This is a genomic window from Brevibacillus brevis, from assembly GCF_001039275.2.
GTDB lineage: Bacteria > Bacillota > Bacilli > Brevibacillales > Brevibacillaceae > Brevibacillus > Brevibacillus brevis_C.
In genome coordinates this window covers 3170308-3196406 of sequence record NZ_CP030117.1, presented here as the reverse complement: position 1 = coordinate 3196406, position 26099 = coordinate 3170308, and the positions used below count along the sequence as shown (strand labels likewise).

The following is a 26099-nucleotide window of genomic DNA, read 5'->3' as shown; positions in this document are numbered from 1 at the left end:
AGCTCCAAAAGGAGGAAATGCGGACGATGAACGGAACCACCCAGACAAAGCTTGACGATGTCGAAGAAAAACTAAAAGCGATTTGGATAGATGTTCTCCAACTAAATAACGTAGGCATTCAGGACAATTTTTTCGAAGTGGGTGGACACTCACTAAAAGCGTTGGAGCTTGAGGTCCGAATTGGTGTCGAATTTGATATCGAAATCTCTTTGGAAAATATCTTTAGCTACCTTACGATCAAGGAGCTGGCTGAATATATCCGCACCTCACAGGAAAACAAGTTTGCCTTAATAAAACCTGCCCCGGACAGACCCTATTACCCTGTTTCCTGGATACAAAAAAAGATGTACTTAGCTTACTTCGACGGACTTGAGAATGCCGTTCTCGATTTTCGAAAAGTAGCGTATGAAATTGATCCTTATGTGCTTGAGAGGGCTTTTCAATACATAATCAAACGGCATAAATTGCTGCGCACCACGGTTGGGATCAAGGATGATGCCATCGTTCAGTTTGTTCACGATGAATCAGAATCGGATACGTTTCGCCTTTTCTACTGGGAGGCTCCTGGGGAAAAAGAGTTGCAGGAGGAGTTTATTCAAAAGTGCGTGGCAGAAATCAATCAGCCTTACACACTTGACCAGCTTCCACTCTTTCGCGTTGGTCTTGTTCGTCTGCCCGGAGAAGGGAGTTTATTGATTCTTCATTTTCATCATATTATTTTTGATGCGTTTTCCCTGAAACTGGTGTATCACGAGTTGGATTGCATCAGCCAAGGAAGGTTGTTGCCTCAGCTCCATCTGCAATATGCCGATTACTGCGTATGGCAAACCGAACTCGAGCACACGGAAGCCTACGAAGAAAAGAAAGCTTTCTGGCTGGATATGTTTGCCGACGATCTGCCAGTTTTGAATCTCCCGCTAGACCGTCCCCGTAGCAATGGTCTGATAGCTACCTATGGAAACAAAAACTTCTTCCTAGATGAATCGACTGCAAAGGCTATTCAGAACGTCGCCAAACAGTATCAAGTCACGCCAAGTATTTTGTTGACAGCAATCTATGGGCTCCTTCTTTCCAAATACACCGCTCAAAGTGACATCACCATGGGCATTCTATCGTCGCGCAGATACAGCGGACTCGAGAACAGTATCGGTGTGTTTATTCGAACTGTTCCGATTCGCTTCCAAATTACGTCGGAACAAACACTGCCTGAATATTTACAGCAGGTGAAGAAAATCTGGATCAGCGCCCTTGAACATCAGGAATGCGACATCGATGAAATGGAAGAAATCATTTGCCGACAGCATCTTCTCTCCAAGACGGATCATCCCTTGTACCGTGTCTCGATGAACATCCATACCGAAATGGACTCGGTCACGGAATCCATCATTGGAGGGGAGGGAGATACGTTGCAGAGTGGAAACAGGCAAGATATTGCCTGCGGAGTTTACTTTCTCGATTCCGGAAGAATCTGCTTAAACATGGAATACAACATGGAATTGTTTGATCCAAGCACAATGCAGCGAATGGGCGAACACTTCATCGGTCTGCTTCAAGCAATCCTGTCGGAACCTGAACGCAGAATAGGGGAGTTTAGCCTGTTGACAGAGGACGAGAAAGACAAAATTTTGCATCACTTCAACAGGAAGATTTCCGATTTTTCCACCGAACAAACACTGCAAGCGATCTTCGAACATAAGGTCCAAACATACGCAGACAATATTGCGGTTGTTTGTGCCGATGAATCGCTTACGTATCGGGAACTGAACAGGAAAACCAACCAACTAGCGAGAGTGCTTGTGGAAAGGGGCGTTGGCCCCGGTGTAACGGTAGGCGTAATGCTGGAGAGGTCTGTTGACATGATGGTAGCTCTTCTGGGGATTTTGAAAGCAGGTGGTGCGTACCTGCCGATTAGCCCGGACTATCCGCATGATCGCGTGCAGTTTATGCTAGAGGACAGCCAGGCCAAGGTTGTGCTTGTCAATCAAGACACTTTGGAAAGCAGCTACCCAAAAGAGAAGATGTACGTAAATGTTCAGAACCCTGCATTGTATGTAGGTGATGATTCCAATCTTGTACCGAGAAGCAGTCCAACTGATCTAGCTTATATTATGTATACATCTGGTTCCACCGGCAATCCAAAAGGAGTCATGATTGAGCACCGCTCAGTAATTAACAGACTAGACTGGATGCATAAGCAGTTTCTCATTACAGAAGATGACTGCTTTTTGCAGAAGACACCTTTTACCTTCGATGTTTCCGTATGGGAACTCTTTGGATGGTATTTTCAAGGGGCGAGTGTTTGCTTTCTGGAGCCGGGCAAGGAGAAAGATCCCGAAGCCATTCTCGCAACGATTGCTCGTGAGCGAATCACGCTGTTGCACTTTGTTCCGTCTATGTTGAGCAGCTTTCTTTCCTACGTAGAGCCTCGCATGGAGCGGGAGTCAGAGCGACTGTCCAGTCTTCGATTCATGTTTGCGAGCGGAGAAGCCCTACTCCCAAGTGCAGTCAACACATTTAATCGAATCATTCATGAGCGGAGCGGAACAAGGCTCATCAATCTATACGGTCCGACAGAAACCACCGTTGAAGTCTCTTGGTTTGATTGTTCCGAAGGCTATGGGACACAACCACCGCGAACGATCATTCCGATCGGAAAACCCATTGACAATATCCGTCTGTATATTGTGGACAAGGAAGACACCCTCCAGCCGATGGGCATTCCAGGTGAGCTGATGATTTCAGGGGTTGGAGTGGGAAGAGGTTATTTGAATCAACCTGAGATCACTGCGCAAAAATTTATCAACGATCCGTGGTATCCAGGTAACAGAATGTATCGAAGCGGAGATTTGGTTCGCTGGATGCCGGACGGAGCTATCGAGTATTTGGGCCGAAAGGATGAGCAGGTCAAAATCAGAGGCGTGCGGATTGAATTGGGCGAAATTGAAAATGTGTTACTCGAATTGCCAGAGATTGAGGCAGCCGTTGCGGCGATATCGATAAGCCAAGCAGAAGAGAAGCTGCTGTGCCTTTATTATGTGTCTTCTGACATGTTGGACTCCGAAGTGCTGAAGAGCTATCTAACCAGTCGACTGCCACGCTTCATGGTACCGGATGCGATTATGGCGATAGAGGAGATTCCCCTAAACTCCAGTGGAAAAGTAAACAGAAAACGGTTGCCTGCCCCCGTTGTTGAAGTGGATCAAGCAACAGATGGGCTGCCCACTAGCGACGTAGAAATAAAGCTGACAAACATATGTCAAAAGGTATTGCGTATCGATCAGCTTGGCATTCGAACAAATCTGTTCTCAGTTGGGGCTAATTCGCTGAAAATCATCTTGATTGCAAGCCAAATTCGCCAAGAGATGAACGTGGACATTCCTGTTAGTCATGTTTACACCCATCCAACAATCGCAGAAATCGCTTCTTACATTCAATTGGAATCTTTGCCTGCCTCGGCTAATGGCGATCATGGCCTCGTTTTAATCAACAAACGATCGACGGAGGCTCCCAATCTCTTTTTGATTCACGACATTAGCGGTAGTATCGACGCTTATTTTGACCTTGTAAACCACCTTGGTGACAGATTCACCTGCTATGGCATTCCAGCAGAAATGAGCAATGGCGAAAGTAGCCAAGATGTCACCATCGAGGTGCTAGCAAAGAAATACCTGGAAAAAATGAAAAAAATCCAAAACGACGGCCCTTACTTTTTAGCTGGTTGGAGTCTAGGTGGCCTATTGGCATTTGAAATCACGAGGCAACTAGAAGCTGCAGGAGATGAGGTGGAGATGCTTGTTCTCATCGATTCTTCCTCACCGCTGCTGCACCAGCATCTCCAAATTCCAGATGCATCGGTTGTAGACTCATTCAGACAGCAAATTACACAAGTATTGTCTGCTCCTGAACTGATTTCTCAGATGGAGAATGAATCGACGCTATATGGTTTGTATAAAAAGACTGCTCAGTACATGGAAGCGCACAACCTTACGTTTGAAGCATTGGAAATCCTGATGCCCAAAGAAATTCTGCAAGTAATTCCAGCATATGCACAGAGTAGTCAAGTAGACTTTTACCGCTATTTAAATTTGTTCATCGATTTCCAGAATGCCTATGTCCACTATCATCCGCAGCGAAAAGTTTTTGCACAGGCTCATTTGATCAAAGCGAAAGAATCTTCGATAGAAGAAAAGCAATGGAACGCATTTTTTTATAGTCCAGTCAATCTACATGAAATGGAGGGGGATCATTTTTCCATTTTCAGAGATCCTGGCGTTAAAGAGATGGCTTCATTCTTTGAATCGATTGCCCCCAAAAAAGGGTGATACGAAGGAAAAAAGATGATCCTCTAATCCTGATGTCAAAGGAGAGCAACTCAATGATTCAGAAGCTTGCTGGAACTGCCAATAGGAACGGCCAACTACCTGGAGACGTCGAACAGAGGCTGTATGATTGGCAAGTGGATGATTATTGGAGACACATATTGGCAAACCGTGAACAAACATTAAACATGCCATTAGATTGTGTTCGCCCAGCCGTTAAAAGCATGGAGAAAGGTTATGTCGCACAAAAGACAAGCCTCGAGTTAAAGAGAAAGCTGGAGCTTATTGAAGAGAAAGAAGCCGTATCCATGGAAATCATGCTTCTGGCTGCTTTCATACTACTGCTCTCCAAATATTCTGGCCAAGACCAAATCTTCGTAGGGTGGATGTCTGATTCGTTTCAACAATCTGGTGGCCAAGCACCTTGCACCTCTGTAATCGCTGGCCACGTGGATCAGGAAATCACTTGGCGTGAGTATGTAGCCATCATCGAGCAAGTGTGCTTGCAGGCTCTTGCTCCGAAACGTTTCTCATACGAAGAACTAGTGAAAACACTCGATTTGGACCAAGATCCGAGCAGAAATCCACTCTTTGATGTTCTCTTCAAAAAGAAAAAAAATGAAGAGATTGAATGGAAAAAGTATGACTTTTCATTAGAAATCGAAGCAGAAAAAGAGGGCATCTTTGTCAAAGTTCAATATGATACAAACCTCTTTTTCAAAAGCACAATGGAGAGATTGCTTTGCCATTACTTCAATCTGCTGGAGGAACTGGTCCGTGATGCCGACCAATGTCTCGCAGATATGGATATGCTGTCAGCAGATGAACGAGAGCACCTGGTCCATGGCTTGAATCAGACTACCACCGAATATCCATTTGATCAAAGCATTGCACACATGCTGGAGAAACAGATTGAACAGCGTCCCGAGGAGATCGCTGTCGTGTTTGGTGAACAGCGCCTCACTTACCGTCAACTGCATGCTTCTTCCAATCGCATCGCTCATGCCCTGCATCACAGGGGAATCGGAGAGGGAGATGTCGTTGTCGTGATGGCCGAGCGTTCCCTGGAATTCATTACAGGCCTACTTGGAGTCCTGAAAGCCAGAGCCGCCTATACCCCGGTTGACCCCGGCTATCCAGCGGAGCGTCTTCGTTACTTGCTACGCAATTCGAGTGCGAAGTTGCTACTCGTCCAGCGTACGTTTCAAGACCGTATTACCGACACAGATGCAGATGTGGTTGCGGTGGAAGACCTGCTAGCGGCTGAGTTTCCAAGTGAAAACCTGTTGCTTCCATATGATCCTGAACAATTGATGTACGTGCTTTATACCTCTGGATCAACAGGAAATCCGAAGGGGGCCATGATCCGATCGCATGCATTTGTTAATTTGCTCCATTGGTATACCCAAGAGTTTACATTTACCGAAAACGATCGGGTTCTGCTCATTGCTTCAGCCAGCTTTGATCTGGCGCAAAAAAATCTATACGCGCCGTTGATTACTGGCGGACGCTTAATCCTTTTTGAACCGGGTTTGTATGATTACGAGCAGATGTCGGCGACCATTGAACGCGAGGACATTACCGTGATCAACTGCACACCTAGCGCGTTTTACCCGTTGCTCGAGGAGAATGCGGACGACGACTACAAAAAACTGAAAAGCTTGCGGTGGATATTTTTGGGTGGAGAACCGATCCACATGACCAAGCTGGGTCCATGGCTGCGCAGCGAGAACTGCCAGGCGGAGATCGTCAATACCTACGGCCCGACTGAATGTACTGATATTGCCTCCTATTACCGTATGCGCAGCGAAGACTGGCAAGGCGAAGCCGAACTGCCGATCGGCAAGCCAATTGACAATGTCCGGCTGTATGTGGTGGACAAAGAGATGAAGATTGTCCCGGAAGGTATGGAAGGCGAGCTGTGCATCGGAGGCGTTGGAGTCGGCCTTGGCTATTACAATGCTCCCGAGTTGACCCAGGAACGCTTTGTACAGAGCGACGAGTTGCCCGAAAGAGTCGTGTACAGGACAGGGGACGTAGTCAAGCGGTTACCAGATGGCAACATTGCGTTCATTGGAAGGGTGGACCACCAAGTCAAAATCCGTGGATTCCGTATAGAAATTGAAGAGATTGAGAAAAAGCTCCTCGACCATCCACATGTGAAGGAAGCCGTAATCACTGCTGTACAAGATGCAGATGGAGACACATCACTCCGGGCATATGTAGTGCCGATGGTTAGCTTGACTATCGACCAAATCCGCGATTACCTGCAGATGGAACTGCCAGCGTATATGGTCCCGCAGTTTTTCATATTGCTAGAGTCATTACCGCTGACTCCAAACGGCAAAATCGACCGCAAAGCGTTGCCCCTGCCACCTGAGAAAATGAGGCCAACAGAGGAACCTGATCTCAACGATGAGATAGCGCAACAATTGGTCGCCCTATGGCAGGAAGTGCTTGGGATCCGCAAGATAGGCATCCGAGACAGCTTCTTTCGTTTGGGGGGGCACTCGTTAAAGGCGATTGCCCTTCTCTCTCGAATCAAAAAGACATTTGGTGTGTCCATCCCGATTCAAACTTTATTTCGATCGCCGACTGTTCAGCAGCTTGCCGAGGTCATCCGGCGATCTCCTAAGACTAACGTCGTATCGATTCCTACTGCTGAAAGCCAAGAATATCATCGGCTTTCCTCGGAGCAAGAAAGGCTTTATGTTTTGGAACAGTTTGAGGATGTAGGTACTGCCTACAACGTGCCATGGGCGGCTCACGTATATGGTCCATTGGACGCTGACCGCTGTCACGAAGCATTTACCTCGTTAAGCCGTCGGCATGAATCACTTCGCACATGCTTTGAGATGATTGGCGATACGGTTTTTCAAAAAGTGCTGAAAGAAGTGAAAGGCTTCTTCACCTATGAAGAAGTGATCGGTGGGGTGCCTGACCAACTAATCAGGCAGTTCGTGCGTCCATTCGATCTGAGTGTAGGTCCGTTGTTCCGAGTGAAAGTCATCCGGCTCGGCGCAAACGAACATCTGTTTCTTCTGGACATGCATCACATTATTGCAGACGGTATTTCTATACAGATTTTACTGAAAGAATTTTCCGCCCTCTATGAAGGGAAAGCTCTGAACCCACTGCCGATGCAGTACAAAGATTATGCCAATTGGCAAAACAAAAGGCGGGAGACCTTGCAAGAACAGGAGCAGTATTGGCTCGACTTGCTACAAGGGGAGCTACCCGTACTGAATCTCCCCCTTGATCACCCACGGCCACCGTTACAAAGTTTCGAGGGCGACAAAGTGAGCGCTCGCCTGGACGCTCCACTTGTGAAAAAGCTAAGACAGGTAGCCGAGGAAACGGGAACCACCCTGTATATGGTTTTGCTCGCGTCGTATCAAGTGTTGTTACACAAGTATACGGGACAAACCGATATCATCGTAGGCTCACCAATCGGGGGAAGGCAACAGGCTGAATTTGAAAACATAGTGGGTATGTTCGTCAACACACTGGCTCTGCGGAACTTCCCGCACCCAGCCAAGTCATTCCGTGCCTTTCTTACAGAAGTCCGAGAGTGTTGTCTGAAAGCCTATGAACATCAGGAATGGCCGTTTGAGAAGCTAGTCGAGAAATTACAGTTCTCTCGGGATTTAAGCCGCAATCCGTTGTTTGACACCATGTTCGTGCTGCAAAACATGAAGAGCTACCTTCCGAGTATGGAAGGGGTAAAGATGGTAACTCATCCGATCAACGCCCATATCTCTCAGTTTGACCTGATGCTGGAAGCAATCGAAAGAGGAAATGACACCATTCATTTGAATCTGGAGTTTTGCGTCAAGCTGTTTGCCAAAAATACGATGGAGAGGTTGCTCCGCCATTACCTCAATCTGCTGGAGCAACTAGTCCATAATGTCGACCAACGTGTAGAAGAAATGGACATGCTGTCAGCAGATGAACGAGAGCGCCTTGTTTATGGCTTGAATCAAACCACCACCGAATATCCATATGAGCTAAGCATTGCACACATGCTGGAGAAACAGGTCGAACAACGCCCCGAGGAGATCGCTGTCGTGTTCGGTGAACAGCGTCTCACTTACGGTCAACTGCATGCGTCCTCCAACCGCATCGCTCATGCCCTGCATCACAGGGGAATCGGAGAGGGAGACGTTGTTGTCGTGATGGCCGAGCGTTCCCTGGAACTCATTACAGGCCTACTTGGAGTCCTAAAAGCTGGAGCTGCCTATACCCCGGTTGACCCCGGCTATCCAGCGGAGCGTCTTCGTTACTTGCTACGCAATTCGAGTGCGAAGTTGTTACTCGTCCAGCGTACGTTTCGAGACCGTATTACCGACACAGATGCAGATGTTGTTGCGGTGGAAGACCTGCTAGCGGCTGAGTTGACTAGCGAAAACCTGCCACTTCCCTATCATCCTGAGCGATTGATGTACGTGCTTTATACCTCTGGATCAACAGGAAATCCGAAGGGAGCCATGATCCGATCTCATGCCTTTGTCAATTTGCTTCACTGGTACACCCAAGAGTTTACATTTACCGAAAACGAACGGGTCCTGCTCATTGCTTCAGCCAGCTTTGATCTGGCGCAAAAAAATCTATACGCGCCGTTAATTACTGGCGGACGCTTAATCCTTTTTGAACCGGGTCTGTATGATTACGAGCAGATGTCCAGCACTATTGAACGTGAGGGCATTACCGTAATCAACTGCACACCTAGCGCGTTTTACCCGTTGCTCGAGGAGAATGCAGACGACGGCTACCAAAAGCTGAAAAGCTTGCGGTGGGTATTTTTGGGCGGAGAACCGATCCACATGACCCATCTGGGTCCATGGTTGCGCAGCCCGCACTGCCAGGCGGAAATCGTCAATACCTACGGCCCGACCGAATGTACCGACATCGCTTCCTATTACCGCATGCGCAACGAAAACTGGCAGGGTGAAGTCGAGTTGCCAATCGGCAAGCCAATTAACAACACTCGGCTGTATGTGGTGGACAAAGAGATGAAGATTGTCCCGGAAGGTATGGAAGGTGAGTTGTGCATCGGGGGTGTGGGGGTCGGCCTTGGCTACTACAATGCTCCCGAGTTGACGGAGGAACGATTTGTACAGAGCAACGAGTTGCCCGAGAGAGTCATGTACAAAACAGGGGACATCGTCAAGCGATTACCAGATGGCAACATAATGTTCATAGGAAGGGTAGACCACCAAGTCAAAATACGTGGATTCCGCATTGAGATCGAAGAAATCGAAAAGAAACTCCTCGATCACCATCAGGTAAAAGAGGCAGTGGTTACGGCTGTACAAGATGCAAGCGGAGACACGACGCTCCGTGCATATGTAGTACCGATCACTAACCTGACCACCGACCAAATCTGCAATTACCTCCAGATGGAACTGCCAGCGTATATGGTCCCGCAGTTGGTAATGATCCTCGAGGCATTGCCACTGACTCCGAACGGCAAAATCGACCGCAAAGCGCTGCCCTTGCCTACTCAGCAAATCGAGCGAACGGAGGAAAACGATCCCAACGGTGAAACAGAGCAACGATTGGCGACACTGTGGGAGGATGTTCTTGGCATTAGCAAGGTTAGCCTCCAAGACAGTTTCTTTCGTTTGGGAGGACACTCCTTAAAAGCCATTGCCCTTCTCTCTCGAATCAAAAAGACATTTGGTGTGTCCATCCCGATTCAAACTTTATTTCGATCGCCGACTGTTCAGCAGCTTGCCGAGGTCATTCGACAAACACCCAAAACAAGTATCGTATCCATTCCTACAGCAGGAGGGCAAGAATATCATCGGCTTTCCTCGGAGCAAGAAAGGCTCTATGTTTTGGAACAGTTTGAGGATGTAGGCACTGCCTACAACGTGCCATGGGCGGCTCACGTATATGGCCCATTGGACGCTGACCGCTGTCACGAAGCATTTACCTCGTTAAGCCGTCGGCATGAATCGCTTCGCACTTGTTTTGAGATGATTGGCGATACGGTTTTTCAAAAAGTGCTAAAAGAAGTGAAAGGCTTCTTCACCTATGAGGAAGTGATCGGTGGGGTTCCTGACCACCTAATCAGGCAGTTCGTGCGTCCATTCGATCTGAGTGTAGGTCCGTTGTTCCGAGTGAAAGTCATCCGGCTCGGCGCAAACGAACATCTGTTTCTTCTGGACATGCATCACATTATTGCAGACGGTATTTCTATACAGATTTTACTGAAAGAATTTTCCGCCCTTTATGAAGGAGAAGTACTGGAATCATTGCCGATGCAGTACAAGGATTATGCGTGTTGGCAAAACAAAAGGCGGGAGACCTTGCAAGAACAGGAGCAGTATTGGCTAGACTTGTTGCAAGGGGAGCTACCGGTATTGAATCTGCCGTTGGATCACCCGCGGCCACCGTTACAAAACTTCGAGGGCGACAAGGTAAGCATCCACGTGGACGCCTCACTGGCCAAAAAGCTGGGACAGGTAGCCGAAGAAACAGGATCCACCCTGTATATGGTTTTGCTTGCTGCGTATCAAGTGTTGTTGCACAAGTATACGGGACAATCCGATATCATTGTCGGATCACCAGTCGGGGGAAGGCAACAGCCTGAATTTGAAAATATAGTGGGAATGTTCGTCAACACACTGGCTCTGCGGAACTTCCCGCACCCAGCCAAGTCATTCCGTGCCTTTCTTACAGAAGTAAGAGAGTGTTGTCTGAAAGCCTATGAACACCAGGAATGGCCGTTTGACAAGCTGGTCGAGAAACTAGAGTTCTCCCGGGATTTAAGCCGCAATCCGTTGTTTGATACCATGTTCGTCCTACAAAACATGGAGAGTTACCTTCCGAGTATGGAAGGGGTAAGGATGGTAACGCATCCGATCAACGCCCATGTCTCTCAGTTTGACCTCATGCTGGAAGCGATCGAGAGAGAAGACGGAGGCATCCAGTTGAATCTGGAATATTGCGTCAAGCTGTTTGCCAAAAACAAGATGGAGAGGTTACTGCACCATTACCTCAATCTGCTAGAACAACTGGTCCGTAATGTCGACCAGCTTCTAGAAGATATGGACATGCTGTCAGCAGATGAACGAGAGCGCCTTGTCTATGGCTTGAATCAGACCACCACCGAATATCCATATGAGCTAAGCATCGCATACATGTTGGAGAACCAGGTTGAACAACGCCCCGAGGAGATCGCTGTCGTGTTCGGTGAACAACGCCTCACTTACCGTCAACTGCATGCGTCTTCCAACCGCATCGCTCATGCCCTGCATCACAGGGGAATCGGAGAGGGAGACGTTGTTGTCGTGATGGCCGAGCGTTCCCTGGAACTCATTACAGGCCTACTTGGAGTCCTAAAAGCCGGAGCTGCCTATACCCCAGTTGACCCCGGCTATCCAGCGGAGCGTCTTCGTTACTTGCTACGCAATTCGAGTGCGAAGTTGTTGCTCGTCCAGCGTGCGTTTCAAGACCGTATTGCCGACACGGATGCAGATATGGTTGCGATGGAAGACCTGCTAATAGCTGAGTTTCCAAGTGAAAACATGCTGCTTCCATATGATCCTGAGCGATTGATGTACGTACTTTATACCTCTGGATCAACGGGAAATCCCAAAGGTGCTATGATCCGGTCTCATGCCTTTGTCAATTTACTTCACTGGTACACAAGGGAGTTTAGGTTTACCGAGAACGAACGGGTCCTGCTCATTGCTTCAGCCAGCTTTGATCTGGCGCAAAAAAATCTATACGCGCCGTTGATTACTGGTGGACGCTTAATCCTTTTCGAACCGGGTTTGTATGACTACGAACAGATGTCGGCGACTATTGAACGTGAAGGCATTACTGTAATCAACTGCACACCTAGCGCGTTTTACCCGTTACTCGAGGAGAATGCAGACGACGGCTACCAAAAGCTGAAAAGCCTCCGCTGGGTATTTCTGGGCGGTGAGCCGATCCACATGACCAAGATGGGTCCATGGGTGCGCAGCGAGAACTGCCAGGCGGAGATCGTCAATACCTACGGCCCGACTGAATGTACTGACATCGCTTCCTATTACCGCATGCGCAGCGAAGACTGGCAAGGCGAAGTCGAGCTGCCGATCGGCAAACCAATTGATAACGTCCGATTGTATGTGGTGGACAAAGAGATGAAGATTGTTCCGGAAGGTATGGAAGGTGAGTTGTGCATCGGAGGTGTGGGGGTCGGCCTTGGCTATTACAATGCTCCCGAGTTGACGGAGGAACGTTTTGTACAGAGCAACGAGTTGCCTGAGAGAGTCGTGTACAAGACGGGAGACATAGTCAAGCGGATACCAGATGGCAACGTGGTATTCATTGGAAGGGTAGATCACCAAGTCAAAATCCGTGGATTCCGCATTGAAATTGAAGAGATTGAGAAGAAGCTAGTCGATCATCCTCTAGTAAAGGAATCAGTGGTAACGGCTGTACAGGATGTGGACGGGGACGCGATACTCCGAGCATATGTAGTTCCGGTCAGCTCTTTGACAACCGACCAGCTCTATCATTACCTGCAAGACGAGCTTCCAGGATATATGGTCCCGCAATATCTCATATTGCTAGAGTCACTACCGCTGACTCCGAACGGCAAAATTGACCGCAAAGCGTTGCCATTGTGGCCCGATAACATGGTTCTGACTGAGGAGGACGAACCGAGGGGAGAAACAGAGCAACAATTAGCCGCTCTGTGGCAGGAAACAATTGGAATCCGTAAGGTAAGCGTTCATGATCATTTCTTTCAGTTAACAGATCAAACCTTCAAAGCGCTTGATGTAATCGACAAAATAAATAAGGCTTTTGGCGTTAAATCGAATCTTAATCTGATGATTCGTAATCCTACCATTCGAGAACTAGCTAAACAGATCGAAATTTGCTCTGTGAATCCATTGCCTTCACTGGAAGTAGTTGCCGAGCGTCCTTTCTACCCAGCATCCTCAGCACAAAAGCGGCTGTTTATGATCAATAAATTACTAGGTAGCGGAACAACTTACAACGTTCCAGTCATACGCAGAATGAAAGGGAGACTGGACATTCAGCGTGTTGGGGAGGCCATGAAGGAACTTGCCCAGCGACATGAATCACTTCGGACATCCTTTCAATTGGATGTGGAAACCGGTGCGTTGCTCCAAAAGGTGCATTCTGACGTTTCGTTTACCTCTTTCGTATATGAACTGACCGAGGCAGAAGCAACAGAAATGATTCAAGATTTTGTCAGGCCGTTTCGCCTGGATAGATCACCGCTGTTTCGATCAGCGCTAATCAAGCTGATAGATAAAGAAGAGTGCATCCTTATCATTGATATGCACCATAGCATAACAGATGGTATGTCAATAGGCATTATACTAAAAGACTTAGTAGCCCTTTACGAAAAAAGACAGTTGGATACCCCCAAGCTTCAATATAAGGACTACGCTGTCTGGGAAAATCAGCTCATGAATACGAGAGAATGGCAAAAGCAGGAGAAGTACTGGCTAGAGATATTCAAAGAGCCTGTTCACCCGATACAAATGCCAGTCAGTCGCCAAGCATCCTTGACAGCAGATGCCAAAACCCGTACGATCTATTTTTCCCTTGAGGATAACACAACTGTAGCCTTGCAGAACCTTGCTCAGTCAACAGAGACGACCCTTTTTATGGTGTTGATGACGACCTTTACTATTCTGTTGTCCAAGCTGTCTGATCAGGAAGATATTGTGGTTGGAACTCCAATCTCGGGAAGACATCACGATGGACTGGAGAATATCGTAGGAATGTTTGTCAATACGTTAGCCATTCGTAACTCGGTACGACGCAGCCTGAACTTTCTGGAGTATTTGAATCAAGTGAAGGAGCGACTGCTAGAAGCATATGAAAATCAAGATTATCCTTTTGATCATCTGGTGGACAAACTGAACGTCCCGCGTGAGATCAGCACAAACCCTTTGTTCAATGTCGTGTTCCAATTTGCACAAAAGGACGAAGTTGAGAAAATTGCGGGTCTGGAGATGCTCCCTGTCGAATATGCTTGCGCTCCAAGCAAATTCGATATCCACTTTGTTGTCGTACAAGAAGATCAGCGGACCTTGTACCTGGAAATGACATACCGAGATTCGTATCTCCCAGATGAATCGGCTAATGAGTTCATTGCTCAATTTATTGAATTGGTTCAGCAAATTGTTCATGATACGAGTATTTGTCTAAAAAAGATCATGACCAGCCAACGAGTACAACCATAGCTTTTGGACATAGTCCCGCCATCTACATTGGCGGGATTTTTTTACATCCACCCTGAAGTAAATATAGGAAGCACCCCCGAACACGAGGTTGCAGACTGTAGCGTCTACTAGAAGGGAACACGGAAAGGAGAGAGATTGAATAATGGATAGCAACGTTTTGTTTAAGGAGTTTCCAGTATTGAAATCGGACAAATTAACACTTGGCCCGATTGAAGATCATCATTTAGAAGAAGTGTTTGAGATTTACAGCAATGATAATGTATTTGAGTACTGCGGTATTATTCCAAAGCACAAAAAGGACAGTGTAATGACCATGCTCAGGCATTTTAAAAGAGATTATCATAAAAAAACGAGATTGAAATGGGGGATTTCCCTTAGAACCAGAGCAATACATTAGTTGGTATTATCGAGGCTTTCGAGTTTCATCAAAGAATAAACAAGGTAACAATCGGCTACTTTTTGGCCGAAAGACACTGGGGAAAAGGAATTGCCTCAGAGGCGGTCAACATGGTCGTACGCTTCTTAAAATTGAAGATGCCAAGGTGAGCAGAATTCAAGCAGATGTAATGCCTCTGAATGAAGTATCCAAAAGGGTATTGCTCAAGAATGGTTTCATCAAGAAGGGAACGCTAAGACAAGCAGCATCCTGGTCTGGTAAAGGAATTGTAGATTTAGAGATATATAGCTTGTTTAAAGAAGATTTCGAAAGAGAGAACTACCGGTTTTGAGGATGAAGCCTTCTTTTTTTCAAAAAACTTGATGTCACCCTCAATCATTTAGAAAAAACTGAACAAATGTATTCAAGGCAATGATCTCAACCGTTTCACAAAACTTGTCGTTCTTCGCGCAAGCAGTAAGAGTATATTGGTCATCAAGAAAGAATATTTTAAAATACCAATTACATTGATCATAGACACGTAATCCCTCAACTGCACCTCCTCGAACAGTTGAAAAGCTATTTAGTGGAGTCGAGAGTCCATGGCCGATTGCTTTGACATAACTCTCCTTGGCCGTCCAGACTTTAAAAAAGCGAGAGTATCTTTGCAGAGCATCTTGTTCATTCTCAATAAACTCATATTCTTCTTGTGCAAAAAACTGTTTTGCAATCTGTAGATCAACCGTATGTATTCTTTCTATATCAATACCCACAGGGTGCTCGTCTATTATGCAGACTATCCATTTGCCCGAGTGTGAGATATTAAAATGAAGTAGGTTCAACGGCATGTAAAGGTACGGTTTTCCAAATGTGTTCTTGCTAAATAAGATACTTTTCGGAGGAATCGCAAATTTTTCAGAAACGATTTTTCTAATAAGGAGGTCGCCCAATAGTCCTCTGATCAGATCTTCACGTTGAAGGAACTTGGACAGTCTTTGTTTCTTTTCTTCCGTAACAAAGGTTAAGAGGTGTGAAATGTACACATCTGGTAATGTAGATATAGGGACAGCGTATATTTGCATAATGTTCAACCTCCAGTACAGTTGTCATGCTTTCAGGGGATTTGAACATTTAGCATTTACCTATGATGGCTACATGAATTACACACTAGGCTCAATAAATTCAATACCAAGGTCGATAATTCGCTCATCTCCCATAAGGGAAACAAGCACTTTTACCCTTCTCCTGTGTTTATCGATTTTTTTAATAATACCTTCCATTCCTTTTAATGGGCCTGATTCTACATAAACTTTGAAGTCTTGCGTGTATACTTGGGAAAAATCGATCTGATCATCATTATTCAGAAGTTTAAGAATAGTCGACATTTCTTCTTCGGGAATCTTTTTAAAATAATGCGCTTCTTCATAGTTTTGATTCCCACGGCAGTTTCGGGGGGAAACGGTACTATCGTATGTTAGGTCTATTTTATTTAGATAGTTTAGTATGCGGATGATTTTTGAATGTCGTTTAATGGAGTAGTATGTTGAAAAATTCATTTCTGTTTTTACAAAAATATATCCGGGGAACAAATTCTTCTCGACACGCAGAAGTTCACCGTTTTTTTTCTCAGGAACGATTCGTTTTGGAACGATTGAGTACAAAGTTTCTTTATCAAAGGCTTTATTCAGCCAATCTTTTACAGAATGTTCATTACCCGATTTAACAAAGAGAACATACCAGTTCATATAGGTAATTGACTCCTTTTCGAGATGTTTCTCAGATAATTGGTAGTAACAGCAGCTCTAGAATTAAATGCTCAACAGTACTTGAGTCATGTAAAACGTTGTCGTGTAACAATTATTGAGACCCTCTACTCTGAATCCCTTGATCGAAACTTTTTCAAGTCCATCAACTTAAAAAGATAAGAGACATTTTGATTGTAATTCAAGTTAATTGAAAAAATTATCATTTTTTATATTTATTACCAACACTATGGTAACCCCACACTAGCTTATCGTCAAGTTCATTCTCGCATTTCAATTGCTTTCGAATTATAAAGGAAAAGCTGTCCTGATGGTAAATTTCCATGCCCGTCCAAATTGTTCGGCACGTTCGGAATGCCTGACGTTGCAGCTATCATCCTACAAAAAGGATGGGTTCAGCTGTAGGGAGGAGCAGTGATACAAAATCATATTGTCGTCCTGGATTCATAAGCTACCATGAGAGTAGCACAGGTTTTAGTCAATCGGTAACTAAACGAGGGTTAAGAGGGGGAGGTTCAAAACAAACGAAAGAGCGTATAGAGGAAGTGAGAATACAGTGTGTGAACGAAAGAATATGGAAAAGAGGAATTATGGAAAAGTCAATAAAAGGAATCATCTGAAAATTCAGTTTAGATAAAAGTTCAATCAAAAAATCTATAGTTTTTTAATAATTAAATCTAGTTCATAAAATTGTTATTTCATGAACTGAAAGTAAAAATGATAACTCTATTGCACATAATGGTTTAATTGGCGTTGACTCTATCATGAAGAACGGTGCTTGGAATGATGGTAGATTCTCTTATAATCCCACAAGTGTCGATATCCAGGATGTTAATAGCATGTATAGTCGCTAATTCCATTTAAGAAGGAGAAGCTCATGAAAAAATATATATTGTCTTGGAAGAAGAGATGGATTTACCGCAAGTTATTGTTGAAGGAAAAGTAGTTGAGGAATTACCTGTTTTTGTTCAAGATGCCGGCTTGGATTCAAGGATAAATTTCGAGTTTCCAGTCACTCCATCTAAGGTGAAAGTGACAAAAGTAATTGCTGGAAATATTTCTACTGATGAAGAAATTACCTTCTATCAACTTGGTGACCGTAACACACAAAAAGATGGTTTTGTAAAGCCAGGTGAAGAGGTTATGTTACTTTTACAAAAAAAACCTGAAGGAAACTACAAGCTGTTCCTGGGAGATGCCTTGGGTCCCTCTGTCTATGGCGGACCGCGCAGTTACAGATGCTGTTTATAAACCGCTTAAACACATTGGGTAAGGATGAATTTAAGTTATGATGGGAACGATTAAGCACTATACAAAATGCTTTCCCAAAAGCATCTGCAGCATCCCGATGCATCATAGGGACGAGGTGAATGTATGTATCTATGGTTATCAGTGGTGCATATTAATTCAACTTACTTACAAGTTAAAAATAATAATTTTATTTGATGCAAAATTCTAAGTATAATAAAGTCGGTTAATTCGCAATAGTTAATAAAATTACAAACTTGAAAGCGTTAACAATTTGCGAAGAGCGCCAAAACTTTTATTGGAAGAGGGGAAATAAATGAGCAATGTGAAAAATGTAGCAGCATTGGCTGCCAATCATGTTAATCCAGACGATTTGCCTTGGATTCCTTATTTTGGAGACGCGAAATTTAAGCTGCTTAAAGCCAACCCGGTGACAGGACAAAATCTTACCATATTAAAAGTTCCCCCTGGTATGCAACTTCCTGCTCATTTTCATTCTGGTACAGTCATTGTGTATACCATCCAGGGATCCTGGAGGTATCTTGAGGATGATTGGATCTCCAGAGCTGGTGATATCGTATATGAACCTGCTGGCTCCAAACATACACCGCAAGGCTTAGGGGATCAAGATGTTATTACCTTAAATATCGTAGAAGGAACATTGGACTATTTGGGTGAGAATGGCGAAATTATTGCGCGAGATAATTGGGAATCATTCCTGAAAAGATACCATGACTACTGTGCGGCCGAAGGAATTGAACCTACAGATGTAACCAAATTTTAAATGGTAGACATGAAAAAGAGAAGCCGTTGCCGTAATCGTACGGAGGTGCTTCTCTTTTATGTTACGTCTTAACTCTTAATGATTTCAGATTTTAAATAATGAATATACTTGTTGGCAAAAGTTGATAAATGTTTCACCTCTGATTTAACCAACCCGATAGAAATATTGACAGGCCCATGATTTACCAAATCAATAGCAATGATATCACCCTTTATGACAGGGTGATAGTTTTTCATTTGGAAATCAGGAGCAAATGTAAAAGCCAAACCATCAATGATCGCCTGGAGAACTCCCTCCATATTATTTGCTGTAAATAAAATTCTCAAGGGTTTGTACTTGTTAAAGAAATCTTGAACAAAACACTGCATTGATTCACTGTTAAATGTGACCAAAGTTTGATCAAGTAACTCATGCGGAGTTATGGTACTAAGAAATGCTAATGGAGAGTGCTTAGAAACGTATACTTTCGGTCTCCCTTCAAGCAGTGCTTCAAAAGCGATTCCTTCCAAGTTTATATTCCAATTAGTTGAATACGTAATCAATCCAATGTCGGTCTTATGCTGACGAACATCTTCAATCACAGTAGGGGCCCATTTTTCGGCAACTTCCACGTTTACGTGAGGATAATCATGTCTAAAAGCAGCAATAGCTTTTACCAGAAGCGTCGTCATCCCAGGTGCAGAAGACACTTTTAGTTCCCCCACTTCCGTGGAGGTGAATGAGTTAGCTGTTTCTTTTATTTCCTCAAGTTTTCTCAGCACTTCGTAGGCTTGCTTCAGAATGATTCTACCTTCATCGGTCGGTACTGCTCCGTGTCCTCGTGACCGATTAAAAATTTTAAGCCCTAACTCCTTTTCTAAGTTGGTAATGGACTGGCTAACACCGGATTGGGTCACATGAAGATTCTGTGCTGCTATAGACAGAGAGCCGTGTCTTGCGACTTCAACAATATAGTGTAATTGTTCAAGGTTCACAGTCATTCCCTCTTTATTCAATATTAGAAATACTTATTTGCAAGTAAAAATCTATAATTTTATTTAAATACAATTTATCAGTATAATCAAGATGAGTTTTCGAAACACTCATAAAAATCATAATAATCTCTATTTTAAGAAGCCAACCGTACTATTGAAGGAGGAGTATTTATGGGATCCATTATAAAGGAAAAAATTCAAGGAGCAGTAGCGTGGAAAGGGACTGATTTAGCACAAGATGATTCATGGATCTATAATTTGTCTGAAAAAACGATTGCAGTACTTGAAAACGCTTTATTTCATGTGAAGCAAAAGGGTTTACAAGCACCTGATTTTAACAAGGAAGACTTCCCGATTCAGGATCTCTCTAACGAAGTTGCTTACTTTGTTAACGAGTTGGAGAACGGTAGGGGGTTTCTATTAATTCGTGGTTTACCGATCGAAAGGTATACGGATGAAGAAGCAAGCATCATTTACTGGGGGCTTGGACTTCATATGGGCATTCCGGTAACGCAAAATGCAAGAGGTGACGTTTTAGGGCACGTCATAGATCAAGGTCTCAGTTTAGAAAATCCAAATGTACGTGGTTACCAAACGAAATTACATCTTCCCTTTCACGCAGATGGATCTGACGTCGTCGGATTATTAAGTCTTCGAAAAGCGAAATCTGGCGGGTTTAGCAGTATCATAAGTTCGATGGCTGTTTATAACGAAATTCTGGAGAAATACCCAGAGTATCTCGGAATTCTCTATCGTCCATTCATCTTTGATCGCCGTGGAGAGGAAGCGCCGGGTGAATCTCCCGTATTTACTTCACCTATTTTTAGCTATTACGGTGGTAAATTGAGCTGCAGATATGTGCGTACATTTATTGAATCAGCACAAGTGAAAACAGGTACTCATTTATCAAAAGTTGAAATCGAAGCATTAGACATGTTGGATTCCATTCTTCATGATGAAAATATGCATTATAACATGATGATGGAACCAGGTGATATGCAATTCGTCAATAACTATACAATGCTTCATTCACGTACTCTGTACGAAGACTATGAAGAACCGGAACGCAAACGTCATTTATTAAGATTGTGGCTCACGATGCCAAATGGTCGGGAAATTGCATCAGATTTCGCGATGTATATTGATGAGCACACAGGTAAACCGGGTCGTGGTGGTATTCCTGTACGTAAAAAAACCGCCGGCGGTATTGTAGAAAACTTGAAGTAATTGAACGTAAAACTTGAAGATTTACCTTTATTGACCGTTTCATAAGAACACCAACTGAGCCATGTGATGGGGAGTACCTTTTCAGATATTACGAAATGGTGTTCCCTTAATGGTAAAAAAGGGGGGGGCTTATGCCGAAAACGCCAAAATATTCCTGGATCATATTATCATTCCTAGTTCTTTCTGGGATGATCAACCAAGTCGATAAAATTGTCATTGGTTTGGTTTCCGTTCCCCTCATGACGGAGTTACAATTAAGCCCTTCCGAATGGGGACTTGTTGGTAGTTCTTTTTTTTGGTTCTTTATCTTTTCCTCTATCGTACTTGGCGGAATGGCCGATTCAATAAACACAAAAAAAATGTTAACTTGGCTGTCATTAATTTGGTTGGCTGTTCAATTTGCCACACCGTTTGTTTCCGGTCTGTTTGTCTTGGTGTTGACAAGAATCATCTTGGGAGCAGGTGAAGGTCCAGCACCTGCACTATCAACGGCTATAATCGGAAAATGGTTCCCAAAACATAGACATGGGATAGGTTTTGGAGCTGTTCTGTTAGGAACAACTGGCGGATCAGCGATTGCTTCGCCATTATTAATTTCCATGATCGAACAATATGGATGGAGATCTGCTTTTATCGCCATGGGTATTCTTGGGCTTATTGTGCTAGGGTTTTGGGTGATTGTCGGTAAAGAAAGTCCACAAGAAATCGGGTTGCCTTCCTTTGATCAAGAGGAGCAGCATTCATCAACCCTCTCCAAGGTTTCTTGGCGTCAGTTTCTCCCATATCTTTTTTCTAAAAATTTCGTTTTTACCGTTTTGTGTGGAGGTTGTGCCTATTGGTTATTGTCCGTTCAAGCGGTATGGTTTCCGGCATACTTTTCCAAAATTCAACATTTCAATGGCCCAACCTTAAAACTAGCGGTGTCTTTACCATTTCTTTTCGCTGCCATTTGCCAACTTGGCTTTTCGATGCTATCAGATTGGCTTTATCGTAAAACAGGGGATATTCGTAAAGCGCGAATCAATCTTGCGGGTTTCATGATGGTGCTATCCGCTGTGTGCATATTTCTGGCAAATGCCGTGAATTCAACTGATCTTAAGATACTGTTCTTTACCATTGCTCCAGGTCTTTCGTATGTCATCCTTTCACTCGCACCCGCCATATTGATGGATTTTTTTTCTCCCAAAAATATCGGAAAAGCACAAGGGACGTTCATTGCTCTTTCAAGTTCAGCAAGTATTATTGCTCCACTCGTATTCGGTTATCTCATCCAAAATGCTGCGACTGAAGCAATTGGATATCATTATTCGTTTCAAGTAACCTCTTTGGGCATGTTGGTTATTGGATTATTGTTTTGGATCGTTGTGCGTCCCTTAAAGCGGAGTCTTACAGCGCTAAAAGAAGGGGAACAAGTGAATGTTTAATCACCTTTACAATAAAATACTGGATTGGGGATGAAAATTATGGATAAAGATCTAAAACAACACATTAGAGGACTTGAGAAACAATTGTTAAGACCAGAAGTTCGCTCATCTCCTGAGGAATTAAATAAACTGCTTGCAAATGATTTTCGTGAATTTGGAAGTATGGGTCATATATTTTTGAAAAGTGATTGCATAGCAGCTGTTGGAGCCGGTGGTGTCTTTAAAATGACTCTCCATAATTTTGATATGCATACTTTGGCTGACGATGCGGTACTGGCTACTTATCAAATAATTGATGAAACAAGAAATCGACATACTTTGCGTAGTTCTATTTGGAAATTGAGAAATGGAAGATGGCAATTGTTTTTCCATCAAGGTACAATTATTCATTTACAACCTTAACCTTTTCAGCGCAGGGTAACCAAGATTTGGCGTATGTAAGAAATGAACTAATAAAAGAAATCGAAGTTTTAGGAAGACAAGCACTTGCCTTGGCATTGCATGTCACAGATCCTGTATCTGTCCGTCAGGGAGTGGATAAAGCCATTTCTCACTTTGGAAAAATCGAGATTTTAGTAAACAGCAGCGGAACGGCTAAAGGTGCTGACCCAGAATTTATAGACTCTGTTGCATATATAACAAGTAAGGTTGCAGTTATGACTTTAACGGAGGAGCTTGCCGTCAAGTGGGCCGCCATGGCGTAAATGTGAATTCCATTGCTCCTGGAACTTTCCCTATCGGCGTGAATGACCCACAGGCCTACTCCAGAGGAATCTCTTGGCCAAAAGGCTGGTCCTCTAAGCCTTTCTTTCGCCCATAATAATTCCATCTTAGGAGAATAGGTTAGCTGAAACAATGACTTTAGCAGGATCTTTTGCTGTTACTCTACGCTTCTGCCGCTTCCAAATATTGTACTGGACTAATATTGGCTGTTGATGGGGGATTTGGGGCTAAGTCAAAGGACGTCCAAAACACTTTCGTATGTAACCGTACGAACTACAGGATAGCCTGCTGATCTTCGCTCGCAGGAGCGCTCAGCTCTGGAACCTCTTGACTTTAGTGACGAGTGCTTCATTTCCACTCCTTTCTATAGAGAAAGAAATACCTAATTTCTTTCTCTATTATTTCTTTCCGTTTTAGTGAAAGGGAATAGCCGTCTATTGACGGTTTAAGCCAAAGGAAAGCATGTAACGACATGTCGTGAGGATTTCAATTCTAAAGGAGGGTACCTTCCATGGCAAAAATAGACAGTTGTATTTATTGTAACGAGCCCCTCTCCATTTGGGAAAGGATAAGAAGTTACTGCTGGAATTGTAGTGAATTAACTACGGATACTTCTCATGAAGAAGTAGAAGCAGAATGAGACTATGAACTCGAAAGGGAGAGAGAATTTATGAATTTTATTTTATCGGATGAACATTTAATGATGCAGAAGATGGTACGTGAGTTTGCTAGAAATGAGTGTGAACCAACAGCAGGAGACCGTGATGAAGAAGAGCGTTGGGATATGTCGATATGGCAAAAGATGCGGGAAATAGGATTGTTAGGAATCCCTTGGGGTGAAGAATATGGTGGCGCTGGAGCTGATTACTTAAGTTATGTGATCGCGATTGAAGAGCTTTCTCGTATCGATGCTTCTGTAGGCGTAACGCTAAGTGCGCACACATCACTTGCCAGCTGGCCAGTATATAAATTTGGGACGGAAGAACAAAAGCAAAAATATCTTCGGGCGATGGCAAAAGGACAATGGATGGGTGCTTACTGCTTAACTGAACCAGGATCCGGTTCCGATTCCGCGAATATGAGGACAACTGCTGTTTTACAAGGGAATGAGTGGGTGATTAACGGAAGTAAGATATTTATTACTAACGGAGAATATGCGGATGTCTTTATCGTTTTTGCTCAGACCAATCCTGAGTTAAGACATAAAGGAATCGCTGCATTTATAATAGAAAAAACATTCCCCGGTGTAAAGATTGGTAAGAAAGAGAAGAAGTTAGGGATTCGTTCTTCGGCAACAAATGAAATTATTTTTGAAGGATGCCGCGTGCCAAAAGAAAATATGCTAGGCTCTATTGGCGAAGGGTTTAAGATTGCTATGACGACGCTCGACGGGGGAAGAAACGGCATTGCAGCTCAAGCTGTAGGGATTGCGCAAGGGGCATTCGATCACGCTTTAGCCTACTCCAAGGAGCGCGTACAGTTCGGCCAGCCGATCTCTACGCTACAAGCAATCCAATTTAAGCTTGCTGATATGGCGACTAAAATTGAAGCTGCTCGCTTGCTGACATATCAGGCAGCCTGGCGAGAAAATCAAGGAATCTCTTACGGACTTCATTCTGCGATGTCTAAGCTTTTTGCTGGAGATATTGCCATGGAAGTGACCGTTGAAGCTGTTCAAGTGTTCGGTGGATACGGTTATACTCGTGAATATCCAGTTGAGCGTTTCATGCGCGATGCGAAGATCACTCAAATCTATGAAGGAACAAATGAAATTCAGCGTGTTGTGATTGCAAACCTGCTTCTTAGAGGATAAAAGTTAAACGAGCCTCAGATTTTAGAGAGGCTCGTTTTTTAATAGAGAAGATATTTTTATTTTTGACTTGTTCTAGCTATTAGTAAAAAACGGTATTCCCTATGCCGCCAGTTACCGAAATGACATCGCCAGTAATCGATGTCGACAAAGGTGAAGCCAGGAAGGTAACGACATAAGCAATATCCTCCGCTGTAACCAAGCGGCCAATCGGATACATTTCTACTGCCTTGTGCAAATCCTCCTCATTAGGGAATCGCTCTTTAATCGTTTCCGTCACGGTAACGGCTGGATAAACAGCATTGACGTTAATTCCGTGCTTTCCTAATTCCAATGATGCAGATTTTGTTAAATGGACAACAGATGCATTACGCGGACCGGAACTAAAATAATTGCCTCCTATTCTGGCAGCCAGACCGCTTATATTAACGATGCGCCCCCAATTGTTTTTCATCATATATGGAGCGACAGCTCGCATGCAACGAAAATAGCCCATATACTTTTCTTCAAAATCTTTCAAAATCAGTTCATCTTTAATACGATTAAAATCCTCTGGCTCTCCACCCCCAACACGAGCCCCGCTGTTGATGAGAATATCAATACCACCCATCGCTGTTGCCGATTGTTCAACTAAATGTAGGATAGAGTCAGGATTCGAAGTATCTGCCACGATCGGATAGATATTTCTTTTTGTTTCTTGGACTAATTCATCTGCAGCGATCTCTAATGCGGATTCGTTTCTTGCACAAATCGTACAATCTACACCTTCCAGAGCCAACTGTCGGGCAATCGCTTTACCAATTCCCCGGCTTCCTCCTGTAATGAGTGCTTTTTTTCCAGATAACTTTAAATCCATACAATACCTCCTGTTTAAATCAAGACTTCATGCGACCAAAATAGAATGCGATTTTTGTGAATATTAACTCTTTTATACATTCGATTATACTTGTCAAAAATAATTAAATAAAATTAAATGTTTTTACTTGCAAGTAAGTATTACTAATATTAAAAGGGGAACAGCCTTTGTCTATCAATCATGGTTATACAGCCAGAACGTTTCATATATTCACCGTTTTATGTGACGAGAGTTTGATCAAGGATATGGTACTTCACCATGCCCTCTTGAGTAATTAAAGATGTTGAACCCTAACTCAAATATTAGCAATACTTACTTGCAAGTAAAAAACTCTAATTTTATTTAATTGCAATTGATGAGTATAATCAAAGT

The 26099-nt window shown here is 43.9% G+C and carries 13 protein-coding genes and 1 pseudogene; 10 read left to right on the top strand and 4 right to left on the bottom strand.

Annotation, left to right across the window (positions count from 1 at the left end; all coding sequences use genetic code 11):
- Nucleotides 1-26 precede the first annotated feature (26 nt).
- The 3 genes and pseudogenes from AB432_RS15760 (at nucleotide 27) to AB432_RS15750 (ending at nucleotide 15270) form a co-directional block, all read left to right on the top strand.
- The gene (locus AB432_RS15760; protein WP_048033086.1) at nucleotides 27-4322 is read left to right on the top strand and encodes a non-ribosomal peptide synthetase; all 4296 of its coding nucleotides are present in this window, start codon (nucleotides 27-29) and stop codon (nucleotides 4320-4322) included.
- Between the two features lie 53 nt (nucleotides 4323-4375).
- Entirely contained in the window at nucleotides 4376-14542 is a 10167-nt protein-coding gene (locus AB432_RS15755; RefSeq protein ID WP_053079585.1) for a non-ribosomal peptide synthetase, read from the top strand.
- Nucleotides 14543-14684: 142 nt separating this feature from the next.
- Nucleotides 14685-15270: pseudogene (locus tag AB432_RS15750) on the top strand (GNAT family N-acetyltransferase).
- Between the two features lie 40 nt (nucleotides 15271-15310).
- Here AB432_RS15750 and AB432_RS15745 read toward each other — a convergent pair.
- Together AB432_RS15745 and loaP are read right to left on the bottom strand one after the other, a co-directional pair.
- A complete protein-coding gene (locus AB432_RS15745) occupies nucleotides 15311-16000 on the bottom strand; it encodes a 4'-phosphopantetheinyl transferase family protein (RefSeq protein WP_048033085.1) in 690 nt (229 codons plus the stop codon).
- A gap of 78 nt (nucleotides 16001-16078) precedes the next feature.
- Complete coding sequence (loaP, locus tag AB432_RS15740) at nucleotides 16079-16663, bottom strand: antiterminator LoaP (RefSeq protein WP_048033084.1); 585 nt, start codon at nucleotides 16661-16663, stop codon at nucleotides 16079-16081.
- Nucleotides 16664-17578: 915 nt separating this feature from the next.
- On the opposite strand from loaP, the gene AB432_RS15735 reads away from it, so the two are divergent.
- Both AB432_RS15735 and AB432_RS15730 read left to right on the top strand, forming a co-directional pair.
- On the top strand, nucleotides 17579-17932 hold the full coding sequence (locus AB432_RS15735; RefSeq protein WP_048033083.1) for a hypothetical protein: 354 nt from the start codon (nucleotides 17579-17581) through the stop codon (nucleotides 17930-17932).
- A gap of 313 nt (nucleotides 17933-18245) precedes the next feature.
- A complete protein-coding gene (locus AB432_RS15730) occupies nucleotides 18246-18713 on the top strand; it encodes a 2,4'-dihydroxyacetophenone dioxygenase family protein (RefSeq protein ID WP_048033082.1) in 468 nt (155 codons plus the stop codon).
- Nucleotides 18714-18781: 68 nt separating this feature from the next.
- On the opposite strand, the gene AB432_RS15725 is transcribed toward AB432_RS15730, so the two are convergent.
- Nucleotides 18782-19693 (bottom strand): LysR family transcriptional regulator, encoded by a 912-nt coding sequence (locus AB432_RS15725; protein WP_235617740.1) that lies wholly within the window; start codon nucleotides 19691-19693, stop codon nucleotides 18782-18784.
- Between the two features lie 165 nt (nucleotides 19694-19858).
- On the opposite strand from AB432_RS15725, the gene AB432_RS15720 reads away from it, so the two are divergent.
- The 5 genes from AB432_RS15720 to AB432_RS15700 all read left to right on the top strand — a co-directional run bounded on the left by AB432_RS15720 (nucleotide 19859) and on the right by AB432_RS15700 (nucleotide 24874).
- Entirely contained in the window at nucleotides 19859-20914 is a 1056-nt protein-coding gene (locus tag AB432_RS15720) for a TauD/TfdA family dioxygenase (protein ID WP_048033080.1), read from the top strand.
- A gap of 188 nt (nucleotides 20915-21102) precedes the next feature.
- Nucleotides 21103-22338: an MFS transporter gene (locus tag AB432_RS15715; protein ID WP_235617711.1), complete on the top strand. Its 1236-nt coding sequence runs from the start codon at nucleotides 21103-21105 to the stop codon at nucleotides 22336-22338.
- 39 nt (nucleotides 22339-22377) lie between these two features.
- Nucleotides 22378-22740 carry a nuclear transport factor 2 family protein gene (locus tag AB432_RS15710; RefSeq protein ID WP_048033078.1) on the top strand — a complete coding sequence of 121 codons (363 nt, stop codon included), beginning with the start codon at nucleotides 22378-22380 and terminating at the stop codon, nucleotides 22738-22740.
- Complete coding sequence (locus tag AB432_RS31085) at nucleotides 22692-23042, top strand: SDR family NAD(P)-dependent oxidoreductase (protein WP_235617710.1); 351 nt, start codon at nucleotides 22692-22694, stop codon at nucleotides 23040-23042. Before AB432_RS15710 ends, AB432_RS31085 begins: the two co-directional genes overlap by 49 nt.
- A 689-nt stretch (nucleotides 23043-23731) precedes the next feature.
- A complete protein-coding gene (locus AB432_RS15700) occupies nucleotides 23732-24874 on the top strand; it encodes an acyl-CoA dehydrogenase (protein WP_048033077.1) in 1143 nt (380 codons plus the stop codon).
- Between the two features lie 79 nt (nucleotides 24875-24953).
- On the opposite strand, the gene AB432_RS15695 is transcribed toward AB432_RS15700, so the two are convergent.
- Nucleotides 24954-25727 (bottom strand): SDR family NAD(P)-dependent oxidoreductase, encoded by a 774-nt coding sequence (locus tag AB432_RS15695; RefSeq protein ID WP_048033076.1) that lies wholly within the window; start codon nucleotides 25725-25727, stop codon nucleotides 24954-24956.
- Nucleotides 25728-26099: the final 372 nt, after the last annotated feature.